Origin of the sequence: Algicella marina (assembly GCF_009931615.1) — a bacterium.
Classification (GTDB): domain Bacteria; phylum Pseudomonadota; class Alphaproteobacteria; order Rhodobacterales; family Rhodobacteraceae; genus Algicella; species Algicella marina.
In genome coordinates, this window is record NZ_CP046620.1 from 1,044,302 (window position 1) to 1,059,412 (window position 15,111).

Annotated in this window: 16 protein-coding genes and 1 pseudogene; 12 read left to right on the top strand and 5 right to left on the bottom strand. The window is 63.1% G+C overall.

Going from position 1 to position 15,111, the window contains the following annotated elements; translation table 11 throughout:
• Positions 1–381: 381 nt before the first annotated feature.
• A pseudogene (locus GO499_RS05225) lies at positions 382–1,770 on the bottom strand (DEAD/DEAH box helicase); the annotation flags it as partial.
• Between the two features lie 196 nt (positions 1,771–1,966).
• On the opposite strand from GO499_RS05225, the gene GO499_RS05230 reads away from it, so the two are divergent.
• Positions 1,967–2,755 carry a ferredoxin--NADP reductase gene (locus GO499_RS05230; RefSeq protein WP_161861204.1) on the top strand — a complete coding sequence of 263 codons (789 nt, stop codon included), beginning with the start codon at positions 1,967–1,969 and terminating at the stop codon, positions 2,753–2,755.
• Between the two features lie 10 nt (positions 2,756–2,765).
• Here the strand turns inward: GO499_RS05230 and GO499_RS05235 are convergent, their stop codons facing one another.
• A complete protein-coding gene (locus tag GO499_RS05235) occupies positions 2,766–3,719 on the bottom strand; it encodes a calcium-binding protein (protein WP_161861205.1) in 954 nt (317 codons plus the stop codon).
• A 142-nt stretch (positions 3,720–3,861) separates the two neighbouring features.
• Positions 3,862–5,469 (bottom strand): peptide chain release factor 3, encoded by a 1,608-nt coding sequence (locus GO499_RS05240; protein ID WP_161861206.1) that lies wholly within the window; start codon positions 5,467–5,469, stop codon positions 3,862–3,864.
• A 55-nt stretch (positions 5,470–5,524) separates the two neighbouring features.
• Here GO499_RS05240 and GO499_RS05245 point away from each other — a divergent pair, with 55 nt between their 5' ends.
• Complete coding sequence (locus tag GO499_RS05245; RefSeq protein ID WP_161861207.1) at positions 5,525–6,460, top strand: alpha/beta fold hydrolase; 936 nt, start codon at positions 5,525–5,527, stop codon at positions 6,458–6,460.
• Positions 6,461–6,466: 6 nt separating this feature from the next.
• Here GO499_RS05245 and GO499_RS05250 read toward each other — a convergent pair whose 3' ends face one another.
• Positions 6,467–6,772 (bottom strand): hypothetical protein, encoded by a 306-nt coding sequence (locus tag GO499_RS05250; protein WP_284154901.1) that lies wholly within the window; start codon positions 6,770–6,772, stop codon positions 6,467–6,469.
• Positions 6,773–6,894: 122 nt separating this feature from the next.
• On the opposite strand from GO499_RS05250, the gene GO499_RS05255 reads away from it, so the two are divergent.
• The 10 genes from GO499_RS05255 to GO499_RS05300 all read left to right on the top strand — a co-directional run bounded on the left by GO499_RS05255 (position 6,895) and on the right by GO499_RS05300 (position 14,684).
• Positions 6,895–7,674 carry an SDR family oxidoreductase gene (locus GO499_RS05255; RefSeq protein WP_161861208.1) on the top strand — a complete coding sequence of 260 codons (780 nt, stop codon included), beginning with the start codon at positions 6,895–6,897 and terminating at the stop codon, positions 7,672–7,674.
• A gap of 162 nt (positions 7,675–7,836) precedes the next feature.
• Positions 7,837–9,237, top strand: coding sequence for an SLC5/6 family protein (locus GO499_RS05260; protein ID WP_161861209.1), 1,401 nt, complete (start codon positions 7,837–7,839; stop codon positions 9,235–9,237).
• A complete protein-coding gene (locus tag GO499_RS05265; protein WP_161861210.1) occupies positions 9,234–9,701 on the top strand; it encodes a hypothetical protein in 468 nt (155 codons plus the stop codon). The genes GO499_RS05260 and GO499_RS05265 overlap by 4 nt, the downstream gene beginning before the upstream one ends.
• 87 nt (positions 9,702–9,788) lie before the next feature.
• Positions 9,789–10,907 (top strand): ABC transporter ATP-binding protein, encoded by a 1,119-nt coding sequence (locus tag GO499_RS05270; protein WP_161861211.1) that lies wholly within the window; start codon positions 9,789–9,791, stop codon positions 10,905–10,907.
• Entirely contained in the window at positions 10,904–11,593 is a 690-nt protein-coding gene (locus tag GO499_RS05275) for an NAD-dependent deacylase (RefSeq protein WP_161863844.1), read from the top strand. Before GO499_RS05270 ends, GO499_RS05275 begins: the two co-directional genes overlap by 4 nt.
• Before the next feature lie 155 nt (positions 11,594–11,748).
• Entirely contained in the window at positions 11,749–11,964 is a 216-nt protein-coding gene (locus GO499_RS05280) for a twin-arginine translocase TatA/TatE family subunit (protein WP_161861212.1), read from the top strand.
• Positions 11,965–11,986: 22 nt separating this feature from the next.
• Positions 11,987–12,382 (top strand): Sec-independent protein translocase protein TatB, encoded by a 396-nt coding sequence (gene tatB, locus GO499_RS05285; protein WP_161861213.1) that lies wholly within the window; start codon positions 11,987–11,989, stop codon positions 12,380–12,382.
• A gap of 4 nt (positions 12,383–12,386) precedes the next feature.
• Positions 12,387–12,932, top strand: a complete 546-nt coding sequence (locus GO499_RS05290) for a twin-arginine translocase subunit TatC (protein WP_161861214.1) — start codon at positions 12,387–12,389, stop codon at positions 12,930–12,932.
• A gap of 16 nt (positions 12,933–12,948) precedes the next feature.
• Positions 12,949–13,833, top strand: coding sequence for a twin-arginine translocase subunit TatC (gene tatC, locus GO499_RS05295; protein ID WP_161861215.1), 885 nt, complete (start codon positions 12,949–12,951; stop codon positions 13,831–13,833).
• A complete protein-coding gene (locus GO499_RS05300; protein WP_161861216.1) occupies positions 13,830–14,684 on the top strand; it encodes an ATP-binding protein in 855 nt (284 codons plus the stop codon). The genes tatC and GO499_RS05300 overlap by 4 nt, the downstream gene beginning before the upstream one ends.
• 13 nt (positions 14,685–14,697) lie before the next feature.
• Here the strand turns inward: GO499_RS05300 and GO499_RS05305 are convergent, their stop codons facing one another.
• Complete coding sequence (locus tag GO499_RS05305; RefSeq protein ID WP_161861217.1) at positions 14,698–15,066, bottom strand: SH3 domain-containing protein; 369 nt, start codon at positions 15,064–15,066, stop codon at positions 14,698–14,700.
• Between the last annotated feature and the right edge of the window lie 45 nt (positions 15,067–15,111).

Consider the following 15,111-nt stretch of genomic DNA (forward strand, 5'->3'; position numbering starts at 1 on the left):
TTCCGCTGCCAGCACTTCCGGTGCGGGTTCGGACGGTTTCTCTGCCGCCTTCGAGCTGGCGCGCTTGCGCGGTTTGCGAGCAGGTTTCTTCGGCTGCTCCGCCTCGGCTTCCGGGACAGCGTCGGCTTTTTCGGCGGGCGCGGCATCTGCCGCCACATCAGGTTCGGGCGATGCGGGTTCATCCGCCACGTCAGCCTGCGCGGTTTCGGCGGGCTCTTCCTGCTTGGCCTTGGGTTTGCGCGGACTGCGCTTGCGTTTGGGCTTCTCGGCCGGGGCGTCGACTGGTGCCGCCTCTGCCTGCGGTTCGGTTTCGGACGGCGGGCTTTCCTCCGGCTCCACCTCTCGTTCGCGGTTGGTTGCGGCCATCAGTTCGCTGACACTGAAACTCTGCATCAGGAAGGCTGGCATGTGATCGCCCATGCCGACGACACCGCTGCCCTGACCGCCGGGCCGGCTGCCGCTGCGACGGCCTTCGGAGCGGCGACGTTCCTGCTTCTCCGGCTGTGCCGGGGGAGCTTCTTCCTGTACCTCCGGCTTGCTGCGGCTGCGGGACCGTGACCGGGATTTGGCCGGTTTCGGTGTTTCCTCGCCCTCAGCCGGGTCGGCCTCCACCGTGGTGGCGGCAAGGGGGCTGGGTTTCACGTCGATCTTCTTGCTGACGAGCTCCTCGATCTGTTCGAGATATTTTTCGTCATGGGGAAGGCAAAGCGTGATTGCCTTGCCGGCACGGCCGGCGCGACCGGTGCGGCCGATACGGTGGACGTAATCCTCCGAATGGGTCGGCACGTCGTAATTGAAGACGTGGGAAACGGCGGGGATGTCGAGCCCGCGGGCGGCGACATCCGATGCTATGAGCAGGCGCAGGCTGCCATCGCGGAAACTGTCCAGCGTGCGGGTGCGGACCGACTGATCCAGATCGCCATGGATCGGTGCAGCATCCAACCCGTGCTTTTTCAGTGACTTGGCGACGATGTCGACATCGCGCTTGCGGTTGCAGAAGATGATGCCGTTGGTCAGCTTGTCGCCTTCTTCGGCAATCAGGCGGCGCAACACCTCGCGCTTCTCGCTGTCGGAACGGTCGCGGCGGGAGGGTTTGTGCTTGCAGATCCACTGTTCGATCGTCTCGGAGGTCGTGGCCTGGCGCGCGACTTCCACCCGCTCCGGATTCGACAGGAATTCCTGCGTGATCCGCGTGATCTCCGGCGCCATGGTGGCAGAGAAGAACAGCGTCTGACGGGTGAAGGGGGTAAGCTTGAAGATGCGTTCGATATCGGGAATGAAGCCCATGTCGAGCATCCGGTCGGCTTCATCGACGACCATGATCTGAACGCCGGTGAGCATGAGCTTGCCGCGCTCGAAATGATCGAGCAGGCGGCCGGGCGTTGCGATGAGGACATCGACGCCGCGGTCGATCAGACGATCCTGATCCTTGAACGAGGTGCCGCCGATGAGCAGGGCCATCGTCAGCTTGGTATGCTTGGAGTAAATCTCGAAGTTCTCGGCGACCTGTGCGGCCAGTTCGCGTGTTGGTGCGAGGACAAGGCTGCGAGGCATGCGTGCCCTGGCGCGGCCCTTGGACAACATGGTGATCATCGGCAGCGTGAAGCTGGCGGTTTTGCCGGTGCCTGTCTGGGCTATGCCGAGGACATCGCGGCCGACGAGGGCGTGGGGGATGGCCTGTGCCTGGATGGGCGTCGGCGTTTCGTAGCCTGCTTCGGCAACGGCTTGAAGGACCTTCGGGTCCAGGTCCAGATCGGAAAATTTCGTCATGTAAGTCCGTAATAGTTGCGGCAATTCAGGTGGCCGCAAGAGGGCTGCGCGGCCCGGGCCCCCGGATTGGGGCCAGTCGTGCGGTTCTATTATCGTTCTTTTACGGCTGCGTCAATTGGAGCGGCACTTGCGGTGCTTTTGGCTTTGCGTGAAGGCCCCCGGCTTGCTAGCAGGCAGAAGACGGGAGTATTGGCCGATGACTGACGAAACACCGAAAGCGCTGCGGGGCATGGCGGAACTTGCCGTCAGCGGAATTCACCACTGGACGGAGCGGACATTCAGCTTTCGCTGTGCCCGGCCCGCGAGTTTCCGGTTCCGGTCCGGCGAATTCGTGATGATCGGGCTGCTGGTTGATGGCAAGCCGTTGCTGCGGGCCTATTCGATCGCTTCGCCTGCGTGGGAGGACCATCTTGAGTTCTACTCGATCAAGGTGGAGGACGGGCCGCTGACATCGCGGCTGCAGCATCTGACCGACGGCGACACGATCCTGATGCGGCCGAAGCCGGTAGGCACGCTGGTGCTTGATGCGCTGCTGCCGGGCAAGCGGCTGTTCCTGTTTTCCACCGGCACCGGCATCGCACCCTTTGTCAGCCTGATCCGCGACCCGGAAACCTATGAGAAATTCGATGAAGTGGTGATTACGCAGACTTGCCGAGACGTGGCGGAACTGGACTACGGCAAGGCTATCGTGGCGGAGATACGCGGCGACGAGATGCTGAGCGAGATCGTCGGCGACAAGCTGACCCATATCGCGACGACGACGCGGGAGGAAAGCCCGGAGATGGGGCGGATGACTGACTGGATCCGAAACGGGCGACTGGCGGCGGCTGTCGGGCCGCTGGATGCGGCGACCGACCGGGTGATGATCTGCGGCTCGATGGCGATGCTTCAGGAGCACAAGGCGCTTTGCGAGGCCGCAGGCATGGTGGAGGGCGCGAATTCCGAGCCTGGCGGTTTCGTGATCGAGAAGGCGTTTGTGGACTGACCGTCAGGCTTCAGAGGATGTCGAAACTCCGGCCTTCGAAAATGTAGATGTCGTGCGGGTCGAGGTCGTCGAGGCCCAGTCCGTCGAAGCGGGCGACATCGCGGATGAAGTTGCCGGCGGCGTCGACACCGCGTCGGGAAATGATGGCATCGCCGTCGGCGGCCTCGCGAAAGTCGATGCGCACGCCATCAAATGCGGTGGGATTGTTTTCCTCGAAAAATACGTTTTCTCCGAAACGGTCAGCGATGCTCTCGGCGGAATTTCCGCCGCCGGTGAACTGGGTGAAGTAGAGCCCGTCGGTTCCGACTTCGAAGTCGGTGATGAAGGCATATGCGAGGTCACGGCCGTCGGTGCCGTTGATCTGCCAGCTTGAGAAGAAGAAATCATCCGCGCCCGCGCCGCCGATCATGCGGGCGGAACCCATGCCGACTTCCAGCCTGTCGTTGCCGTTGCCGCCATTGAGGGTGGCGCGATCAACTGCGGAAAAAAGCGTGTCGTGGCCGTTGTTGCCGAAGGCGATGCTGCGGGAGCCGTCGTTATTGTCGAGGGGATCGACGAGGCCAATCATGTCGTTGCCGGCACCGCCGCGGAAGCGGCCAAGCCCGGCCATGATGTCTGCGCCCGGGGTGACGGAGAAGACTGCCGCCCCCGGCATTTCGCTGCCATAGGTGGCGGGCAGGGGGGTGGTGGCGAGATAGTCGGAGATGCCGAAATTGCCGGTGGGGGAAAAGAAGTCCCCTTCCAGCGTGAAACTGGTGAGGGTGGCACCTGCATTCTCCACACTGAGCGTGGTGGTGGATTCGCCGTCGATGGTCAGAACTGAAAGGGTGCCGGTGCGGCCATCATCCATCGTGAACGCGACAAAATCGGTGAACGCGAAGAGGATGTCATCGGGTGTGGTATTCTCGATGTCCGCAAGGATGTCGCCGAGATTGTATGGGCCGGAGATCTGGATGGCTGGCATGTTCTTCCCCTCATTACTGTTACATTTTTGGGGATATTAGAGCAGTTTGGCCAGTTTCGGGCAGAAAATTGCGGCAGCGGCCACCCGCCGGGAAGGATGATTTCATCGATCCCGACGCCTCGTCAGTTGGGTATGCCGGTCGTCAGACCATCATCTCTTTCGTGGCCGTCAGCTTGATCTCCGGATAGTCGCGCTCCACGCGGTCGATATCCCATTGCAGGCGGGTCATGTAGACCGGGTCGCCGTCGTGATCCTCGGCGATGTGGCCCTTGTTGGCCTTGACGAAGGCATCGACTTTGGCCTGCGGGCCAGAGAGCCAGCGGGCGGAGGTGAACTGGGTGGGCTCGAAGCGGACGGGGATGCCGTATTCGAGCTCGATGCGGGAGGCGAGCACTTCAAATTGCAACTGGCCGACGACGCCGACGATCCAGCCAGAGCCGATGGTGGGTTTGAAGAGCTTGGAAGCGCCTTCCTCGGCAAATTGGGTAAGCGCTTTTTCGAGGTGCTTGGCCTTCATCGGATCCGTTGCGCGGACGGATTGCAGAAGCTCGGGCGCGAAGGAAGGGATGCCGGAGAAGTGCAGTTCCTCGCCCTCGGTCAGCCCGTCGCCGATGCGCAACTGGCCGTGGTTGGGGATGCCGATGATATCGCCGGCCCATGCGTCCTCGGCCAGTTCGCGATCGTTGGCGAGGAAGAGGACGGGGTTGGAGATGGCCATCGGTTTCTTCGAGCGGACATGGGTGAGTTTCATGCCGCGCTTGAAGTGGCCGGCGCAGAGGCGGACGAAGGCCACGCGGTCACGGTGTTTCGGGTCCATGTTCGCCTGAACCTTGAAGACGAAGCCGGAAACCTTTGTTTCATCGGGAGAAATCTGGCGTTCCTGCGCGGGACGAACCTGCGGCTCGGGGCCATAGTCGCCGATGCCGGTCATGAGTTCCTGCACGCCGAAGGAGTTGATGGCGGAGCCGAACCAGATTGGCGTGAGGGTGCCGTCGAGGAAAGCTTGCCGGTTGAAGGCGGGCAGAAGCTCGCGGGCCATCTCGACCTCTTCGCGCAGCTTTTCCAGCAGATCGGCAGGAATGTGATCGGCGATTTTCGGATCGTCGAGCCCGTCGATCTTGATGCTTTCGGCCTTCTTGTTGCGGTCGGCCCTGTCCATCAGTTCCAGCCGGTTGTGGAGCATGTCGTAGGCACCGAGGAACTCACGGCCCATGCCGATGGGCCAACTCGCGGGCGTCACGTCGATGGCGAGGTTTTCCTGGATCTCGTCGATGATGTCGAAGGTATCGCGGCTTTCGCGGTCCATCTTGTTGCAGAAGGTGAGGATGGGCAGGTCGCGCAGGCGGCAGACCTCGAAGAGCTTCTGGGTCTGGCTCTCCACCCCCTTGGCGCCGTCGATCACCATGATGGCGGCATCGACCGCCGTGAGGGTGCGGTAGGTATCTTCCGAGAAGTCCGAGTGGCCCGGCGTGTCGACGAGGTTGAACCAGTAGTTGCCGAACTCGAAGGACATTGCGGAGGCCGAGACGGATATGCCGCGATCCTTCTCCATCTGCATGAAGTCCGAGCGGGAGCGACGCGCCTCGCCCTTGGCGCGGACCTGACCGGCCATCTGGATCGCGCCGCCGTAGAGGAGAAATTTCTCAGTCAGGGTGGTTTTCCCTGCATCGGGATGCGAAATGATGGCAAAGGTCCGGCGCCGGGCAATTTCCGGCGGCAGATCGGGAGAGTTATGGGCGCGGTCTAACATGGGCGTGCTATAGCCGGGCCGGTTGGCGGGAGCAAGAATGACTGGAGACTGGACGATGCGGAATTGGGCAAAGGGTCTGGCGGGTGCCATGGCGCTGGGGCTGATCGCACTGGCGGCCGGATGCGGCGGCAATGGGCCGATTGCCGGGACGATGCTGGCCATCGGGCGGGCGCAGGCGGGAATGGCGGCGAAAACCGTGGAGACCCCGAGTGGCACGGTACATTACCTGGAAGGTGGCAAGGGCGAACCGGTGTTGCTGCTGCATGGCATCTATGCGCGCAAGGAGCATTGGCTGGATTTCTCCGAGCAACTGACCGGCCACTACCGGGTTATTGCGCTCGACCTGCCCGGATTCGGGGACAATGCGCCGCTGGAGCCGGGCGGCTACCGGCTGAGCCGTCAGGTGTCGGCGCTGGCGGGTGTGATGGATGCGCTGGGGTTGCAGAGCGCCCACATCGCCGCGAATTCGATGGGTGGGCAGATCGCGGGCACATTGGCGGTGGAGCAGCCTACGCGGGTGCGCAGCCTCGCCTTCATCGGCAGTCCGCTGGGCGTGCGCGGACCAAAGACTACCGCGTTCGAGAAGGCGGTGGACAGGGGACGGGCACCGCTGGTGGTGCGTAGCCTGGAGGATTTCGAGGCGCGCAACGCGGTGTTGTTCCCGGGTGCGGTACCGGATGCACCCGGAGCGATCATCAGGTCGTGGGCGACGGCGGAGGTGGCGCGGGGGCCGCTGAACCAGCAAATCTGGGACGAGGTCGCCAGTTATGACGTGACGCCGTTGCAGTTGATCGCACCGAAAATCCGCCAGCCGGCACTGGTCGTGTGGTGCCAGCAGGACGAGGTGTTCCACCCGAGCGGGGGGCCGGTTCTGGCGGTGGCGCTGCCGAACGCGGAGCTGCAGCGTCCGGAAGATTGCGGCCATGTGCCGATGCTCGACAAGCCGACGCTGACGGGCAAGCTGTACCGGACATTCCTGAAGGGGTTGTGAGCGGCGCTAGGTGACGCCGCGGTTGCCTTCGAGATCGGCGACCTGCGCCGCCCATTCGTGGGCGGGGTCCTCGGAAACGCGTTCGGTGCCTGAACGGCGGTACCAGTAATCGGAGTTGAACCGGTCGCCTTCTATCCAGTGGGCGAGCGCGTGGACGCGATCATAGGCGGGTGTGCCTTCCGCCGTCTGGCAGATGGCATGGGCTTCTTCCCATTCCGGCCCCATGCGCAGACCACCCTTGCGCAGCCACCAGAGCGCCCGCAGGGGCGCTGGAAAATCATCGGGGGGCGTGGTTGCCGAGAAGTCTTCCATGGGGAACTCCGTTTCCATGCAGATTTGCCGATAGATTCGCATGTGGCAAGTGCGGAGTGGGGGGCGTTGACACCGGAGGCAAAGCAGGGATGTTAGCGGCAGACAGAGAGAGGGAGAGCAAAATGGATTTGGGAATTACCGGCAAGCGGGCGATTGTCTGCGCGGCCTCCAAGGGGCTGGGTCGTGGATGTGCCGAGGCTCTGGCCGCCGCGGGTGTCGATCTGGTGATCAATGCGCGGACGCAGGAGACGCTGGAGACGACGGCGGAGGAATTGCGCACCACCCATGGCGTGAGCGTGACGGTCGTGGCCGGCGATATCGCCACGGAGGCAGGGCAGGAGGCGCTGCTGAAGGCCGGGGAGGGCGCCGATATCCTCGTCAACAATGCCGGTGGGCCGCCGCCGGGGATGTGGAGCGAATGGACGCGGGACGATTTTATCAAGGCGCTCGATGCCAATATGCTGGCACCGATCGCGATGATGAAGGGCGTGCTGCCAGGGATGATCGACCGGGGCTGGGGCCGGGTCGTCAACATCACCTCGCAGTCGGTGAAGGCGCCGATTCCGGTGCTGGGTCTCTCGAACTCCGCCCGCGCAGGGCTGACGGGTTACGTGGCGGGCACCAGCCGGCAGGTGGCGCAGCATGGCGTCAACATCAACAACCTGCTGCCGGGCATCCATGCAACGGACCGGGCGATTGCGCTGGATGGCGGTGTGAGCAAGCAGCAGGGCATTTCCGTGGAGCAGGCCAAGGCTCAGCGTGAGGCGACGATCCCGGCACGGCGGTACGGCACGGCAGCGGAGTTCGGGGCGATGTGTGCGTTCCTCTGTTCCCAGCACGCCGGTTTCATCGTCGGCCAGAACATCCTGCTGGATGGCGGCGGTGTGAACTCGACACTCTGATCCACGCGGTGTGCCGGCACCCGGCCGGCACACCCACCCCGGATTACCAGCCGGGTGACGACAGCCTGCGCACGGGCGATCACGCTTGCGTATGGCCGATAGGCGGGGCAGGCGGCGGCAGCTAAGACTTGGCGCTAGACCGGTCTTTCAGGATGCTTCCCCATGACTTTCTTCGCTTCTCCCTACGCCCTTGTCCTGCTTGTGCTGGCGGTGACATTGATCTCCTTTCTGTGGGCACCGCGGCGCGTCGATGCCGATGGGTTCTTCGGCGGTGCCGACCGACTGGGCCGTGCGCCGGGGCTGTGGACACTGACTTTCAGCCAGGTGACGACGTGGATCTTTGCGCGGAGCCTGATGAATGCTGCCATCCTCGGCTTTTACTACGGCATGCCGGGGGCGCTGGCCTACACGGCTTACTACCTGAGTTTCATCACCGGCATGTGGATTGTCGGGCGGCTGCGGATGCGGGGCGCCGGTTCCGTTCAGGAGTGGCTGCGGGAGGAATTTGGGCCGGTCGGCACCGGATGCTACAACGTGGTGGTGGCCTTGCGGCTGATGTCCGAAGTGTTCGCGAACCTGCTGGTGGTGGGGGTGCTTTTCGGCGCGGCGTTCGAGGCCACCCATGCCGGTGAACTGGCGATGGTGGGGATGGCTCTGATCGGGCTGGGGTACTCGGCGATGGGCGGGCTGCGGGCCAGCCTGAGGACGGACGTGGTACAGATGGCGCTGTTTGCCGTGGTTTTTGCCGTGGCGTTCGTGGCGATGGTGACGGGACCGGGATTCTTCGCGTCCGCCGTCATCGTTTCCGGCGGCGTCGCCGGGCCAGGGCCTGGCTGGGCGCTGCTGGCGGTGGCGCTGTTGCAGGTGCTGTCCTACCCGGCGCATGACCCGGTGATGATGGACCGCGGGTTCCTGGCCGATGAGCGGACGACGCGCAATGCGTTCTTGTATGCGTTCTGGATTTCGGCAGCGTTCATCCTCGGCTTCGGCATCTTCGGGATACAGGCGGGGATACTGGCGGGCGAGGGCGAGGCGATGGAGGCGGTCTGGGCGCGGATGTTCGGGCCGTTCGTGCTGTTCTGCCTTAGTGCCAGCCTGATCGTGTCGGCCCTGTCGACGCTCGACAGCGCATTGGCTTCCGCCGCGCGGCTTGCGGTGGTGGAGTTGCGCCTCGGTGCGCGGACGGTGGCGAATGGGCGGATCGCGATGGCCGCGTTCATGCTCGGCGGCGTGCTGCTTTTGCTGGCCGAGACGGAGGACCTTTTCGCCGCCGTCGCGGTGAGCGGCACGGCCTCGATGTTCCTCGCCCCCGTGCTGCTGATCGGCCTCTTTCTGGGCCGGCCCATCCCGCTCTGGTCCTACCTCGTGAGCTTCGCGGCGGCGATGGCGGGGGCGGCGGTGTATTTCTTCGAGGGGAGTGCGGCGGTGGCCTGGCTGTTCGGCGACATGCACAAGTACCTGTTGCTGCTGGAGATTTGCATCATCGTTCTTGCGGTGGGGTTTGGGGCGTGTTTGACTGCCGTATTCGCCGATGGACGTAGATCCAGGAAAGGCTTTTCATGACTCATCGAGCGGCGGGTAAGCCGAATTTCTGGCTATTCGGCTTCTTGCTGGCATTGGCTTTCCTTCTTTTTGAAGGGGCTTTCGGTTTAATGATGTTATCCGGTTCCGGCAGTGTTTTCTCGGTCGCGTTGAACAGCTCTCTGGCCTTGTTGTTTTCCGTCTTCCTTATCGCCTTTCTCGTGGCGGGCCGTCTGCGCCGGCGGCTATCAGAGAGGGAGCTGTGGCGCGTTGCGGGCGCGAGTGCGGCGTTCTCAGTTCTGGGGAACGCAATCATGATTTATTCCATGGAATGGGCCAATTGGGAAATGATGTTCGAACCGGCCGCGATAGTGGCGCTGCTCATATCGTTTGCCGTTCTAGTGGTAGTGGTGCGGGCTACCTTCGGGTTGATCATGCGCATCCGACTGAAGAGCCTCGGCTGCGACTCCTTGGCCGGCGAGATGGGGCCTCCCGGGCGGTTCTGACGGGTGGCGCTGCATCCTGTCTTGCCTTGTTATCGCGTTGCATCATTGCTAGATGCCTGAACCTGACGGAAATGATCGGGAAGCGGCATGGTGCCACGGCTGGAGCTTGAGGATCTGACATGCGTCTTCGACGACGTGGCCGTGGTCGACGGCGTGTCGCTCGGCATTCATCCGGGGCAAGTGACCTGCCTGCTGGGGCCGTCGGGCTGCGGCAAGTCGACGACCCTGCGCATGGCTGCAGGTGTGGAGCGGACGCAGGCGGGCAGCGTGCGTATCGACGGCCGGGTGGTGGCTGACGCGACAACGCATCTGCCGCCGGAGGCGCGGGGCATCGGTATGATGTTTCAGGATTTTGCGCTGTTCCCGCATCTGACGGCGGCGGAGAACGTCGGTTTCGGTCTGGGCCGCAAAGATGCAGGCCGAACGGCGCGTGTACAGGACTTGCTGGAGCGTGTCGGACTGGCGGAAATGGCGGACAAGTATCCGCACCAGTTGTCCGGCGGAGAGCAACAGCGGGTGGCGCTGGCACGGGCGCTGGCGCCGCGGCCCAGTGTGATGCTCATGGACGAGCCGTTCAGCGGGCTGGACAACCGGTTGCGTGACGAAATCCGCGACCAGACGCTGGAGATCCTGAAAGAGGAAGGCGCGGCGGTGCTGCTGGTGACGCACGAGCCCGACGAGGCGATGCGGATGGCCGACCAGATCGCGCTGATGCGCAAGGGGCGGATCGTGCAGGTGGGAGCGCCCTATAATATCTACAACGCACCGGTGGATGCGGAGGCGGCCGGCTTTTTCAGCGACATCAACCTTTTGCACGGCGTCGTTCAGGACTTTTCCACCGACACACCGTTCGGCCAGTTCTTCTGCCCAAATATGCGCGACGAGGCGGATGTGGAAATCATCATCCGCCCCCAGCATTTGAAGCTTGATTTCGACCGGCAGGGTACCGGCCCGCTGCCGACGGCCTCCGACGGGGTGGCGGCGCGGGGGCAGGTGGCGCGGGCGCGGTTCATGGGGCATGAGAGCCTCGTCGAGCTGATGATGGATCACGACGGCTCGATCCTGAAGGCGACGGTGCCGGGGGTGTTTCTGCCGAAGACGGGAACGCCGCTGTGGCTGAGCCTGCGGCGGGACCGGTGTTTCGTGTTCCCCTGCAAGCGCCAGAGCCGGGTGACGAGCCCGTGGCTGAACAGTCCGGCGGCATGATCGTCATACTGACCGGGGCGGGGATTTCGGCGGAGAGCGGGCTGGCCACGTTCCGCGACCTCGGCGGGATATGGAGCCAGGTGCGACTTGAGGAAGTGGCGACGCCCGAAGCTTTCCGCGCCGATCCGGAGCGGGTGCAGGCTTTTTACAATGCGCGGCGGGCACAGGCAGCGCAGGCAACACCGAACGCGGCGCATGTGGCGCTGGGGCATCTGCAGGCGGCGCTGGACGATGACCTGCTGCTGGTGACGCAGAATGTCGATGACCTGCATGAGCGCGGCGGGGCGAAGGCGGTGCACATGCACGGCAGCCTGTTCTCCGCCCTGTGTGGGGAGTGCGGAGCGCGGGAACCGTGGCAGGGAGAACTGGGAAATGGGGAGCGTTGTGCAGCCTGCGGGTTGGAAACGCTGCGGCCGGATGTCGTGTGGTTCGGGGAAATGCCTTACCACATGGAGCGCATTGAAGCAGCGCTGCAAAAGGCTGAGCTGTTCGTATCCATCGGGACGAGCGGGCAGGTCTATCCCGCGGCCGGTTTCGCGGCGCTGGCGCGGGATTGCGGGGCGGATACGCTGGAGTTGAACCTCGAAGCGACGGGCGGCGCCTTTGACCGGGTCGAGACGGGCCGGGCAACCGAGATTGTACCGCTGTGGGTGCAGAAGACGCTGGGGCGACAGGTAAGCGATTGAATCCTGCCCGGAATGACCTTTTAGGGCAGTATTTTTAGGGTTGAGGCACGCTTTGGGGTTTTCCCCGGGCCTTGCAGGCAATACATAGACGAACGATGTGGACGGTTGCGGAGCGGGCCTGTTGTACCCGCGGTGGCCATCAAGGGAGAAACGAAATGCTGAACAATATCGGTTTGCCGGGTATCCTGCTGATCGCGGTTGTGGTGCTGGTGCTCTTCGGGCGCGGCAAGATTTCCTCGCTCATGGGGGAAGTCGGCAAGGGTATCACCAGCTTCAAGAAGGGCATCAACGAGGGCAAGGCGGAGCTTGAAAACGCTGCTGCCGAGGATGCCCACGACGTGACGCCGCACGCGGAAAAAGACAAGGCGTAAAGCCATTTGAAGGCGTAAACTCATGTTCGATATTGGCTGGCTCGAACTGATCGTGATCGGCATCGTCGCGCTGATCGTCGTCGGCCCGAAAGACTTGCCGGGCATGTTCCGCACGGCAGGGCGGTTCATGGGCAAGGCGCGGGCGATGGCGCGGGAATTCCAGCGCAGCATGGAGGAGGCCGCGGACGAATCCGGATTGAAGGATGCGACGAAGGGCCTGAATGATATCGGCGACTTCACGCGCTCTCCGACCAAATCCGCCAGCAAGTCCGCGCAGGATTACGCCAAGAAATTCATGAAGGACGACAAGGCGAAGGCTGGCGCAGACAAGGCAGCGGCCAAGCCGTCGGCGGACGCTTCGGCCCCTGAAACTACGCCGGCGCCGGATGACACGACGCCGACGCCAGACAAGGCCTGATACGATGTCCGCCGCGCACCGCGATGAAACCGGCCTGTTCTGGCAGATGTTTCATATCGTAGCTGCGTTCTCGTTCGCCGGGTTCGTCTGTTTTTTCGCAGCGCAGGATGTTGTGCCGCTTCTGTCCGCGCCATTGGCTGAGGCGATGCCGAACGGCCAGCCGCGGATGGTGTTCACCAGCGTTCAGGACATGTTTTTGCTTCACACGCAGGTTGCGCTGGCGGCCGGACTGCTGGCTGCGGTTCCGGTGATTGCTTTCCACAGCCTGAGCGGTGAAGGCGCGGCTGGGCGGTTCGCGGTGGCGCTGCTGTCTTTGGCATTGTTCGCGGCGGGGCTGGCATACGCACTGAGCATTCATGTGCCGGGTGAGTTTCGTGAGATGATCGAGTTCTGGCCTGGGCTGCCGGACGGACCGGACTTTTCGATGAGAGACTGGACCTCTTACGGGTTGAAGATCGGCATGATCATGGGGCTGGTGTTTCAGTTGCCGCTCGTGATCTATGCCTTTGTGCGGCGTGGTCTGCCTGCCGACCAATCGGCGCAGGGCTGACGGAGAGAATGTGAGTATGGCTGAGCTTTCCGACGACGATATAGATGATACCGCTGCGCCGCTGATCGAGCATCTGGCGGAGTTGCGCACGCGCCTGATCCGGGCGTTGCTGGCGTTTGTCGTGGCAATGCTGATCTGCTTCACCGTGTGGAACCCGGTGTTCAATTTTCTGGCCGCACCGATCTGCGGTGCTTTGGCCGAACGGGGGCAGGATTGTAGCCTGGTGATCATCAAGCTGCAGGAAGGCTTCATGACGGCGATCCAGATCTCGCTGTTCGGCGGGTTCGTGCTGGCGTTCCCCATGATCGGTTACCAGCTCTGGCGGTTTGTGGCGCCGGGTCTGTATCGAAACGAGAAGAATGCGTTCTTGCCGTTCCTCGTGGCGTCGCCGGTGCTGTTCACCATCGGAGCGGCATTCGCCTATTATGTGGTGCTGCCGCTGGCCTTCGATTTTTTCCTGGGCTTCCAACAAGGTGTGACCGCGGCGCAGGAAGCGCCTGTGGTCGGGGAAGAAGCACCCGAGGCCGCCACGGGTGCAAGCATCGCCTTCATGGGATCGATGCAGGAATACCTGGGTCTGACAATCAAGTTCCTGCTGGCTTTCGGGTTGTGTTTCCAGTTGCCGGTGCTGTTGACGCTGATGGGCAAGGCGGGGCTGGTTTCGGCCGACGGATTGCGGGCGACGCGTAAGTATGCGGTGGTCGGCATTCTCGTGCTGGCGGCGGTGGTGACGCCGCCGGACGTGATCACCCAGGTCATCCTCTTTACCGTTGTCTATTTCCTCTACGAGATCTCCATCCAGTTGGTTGTGATGGTGGAGCGCAAGCGAGAAGCGGAATTGCGGGCCTCGGGCTATTACGACGATGAGGAAGAAGAAGAGGCAGGCGAGACGACCCCATGAGCAAGAAGATGCTGCGCCGGATCGCGGAGGCGATGGAACGAGTGAGCCCGCCGCCAGTGGAAGCGCCGAACCTGCGGGGGGCTGATGCTTTCGTCTGGCACACCGATCCGGAACGGCTGGAACCTGTACGGCGTGTGAACCGCGTGCCGATCGAGCTGCTGATCGGCATCGACCGGTCGCGCGATACGCTGTTGGAGAACACGCGGCAGTTTGCCAGCGGTTTTTCCGCCAACAACGTGTTGTTGTGGGGCGCACGGGGGATGGGGAAATCCAGCCTCGTGAAAGCTGCGCATGCCACGGTTGCGGCGGCGGTGCCGGGACTGAAGCTGATCGAAATTCAGCGTGAGGACCTGCCGACCATCGGGCGGCTGATGGACATTCTGCGCAATGCCGAGCCCCGTTTCATCCTGTTCTGCGACGACCTGAGTTTCGACCATGACGACAGCCACTACAAATCGCTGAAGGCATTGCTGGACGGCGGCGTTTCCGGCCGGCCGGAGAACGTGCTGCTTTACGCGACCTCCAACCGCAGACACCTGATGCCGCGCGACATGATCGAGAATGAACGCTCTGCCGGGGTCAATCCGGCGGAGGCGGTCGAAGAAAAGGTCAGCCTTTCGGACAGGTTCGGCCTGTGGCTTGGCTTCCATGGTTGCGATCAGGACCAGTTCCTGGCGATGATCCGCGGCTATTGCACGGCGATCGGCATCGAGATTGACGATGATACGCTGCGAGCGGAGGCCATAGAGTGGAGCCAGACGCGTGGCAGTCGCTCGGGCAGGGTGGCATGGCAATACGTCACCGACCTGGCCGGGCGCCGGGGGATTTCACTGAAACCGGTGATCGGCTGACACTGACCGCTTCTCAAAAGACTTCGCGCACCAGTTCTTCCTGATACTTTGCAAGGCAGCTTCGCGGCACCCATCCGACCTGTCCGGTTTCGCGGCGGCAAAGTATCCAGCCATGGGTCTGTCGCAGGCCGGTGACCAGTTCGCCGGGGATGCAGGTGAGTTCCATGGCCGAATAGGTTTCGCGGGCGACGGTGGTGCCTTCGCTGCTCACGGGTAGGCTGTCCGGCACCCAACCCTCGCCCCCGGCTTCCGAGCGGGCCCAGAGCCAGCGGTGGCCGTCCCACTCGTCTTCCTTGCCGGAAAGTACCAGTTTCTCGCCAACGCGGACTTCTATCGGTGCAGAATAGGTGGCCGTCCAGCCACGGGTGACCGTGTAGTGCATTCTCTCCCCCCATTGGACCCGGCGTGGCGCCGGACTTTTTCAAAT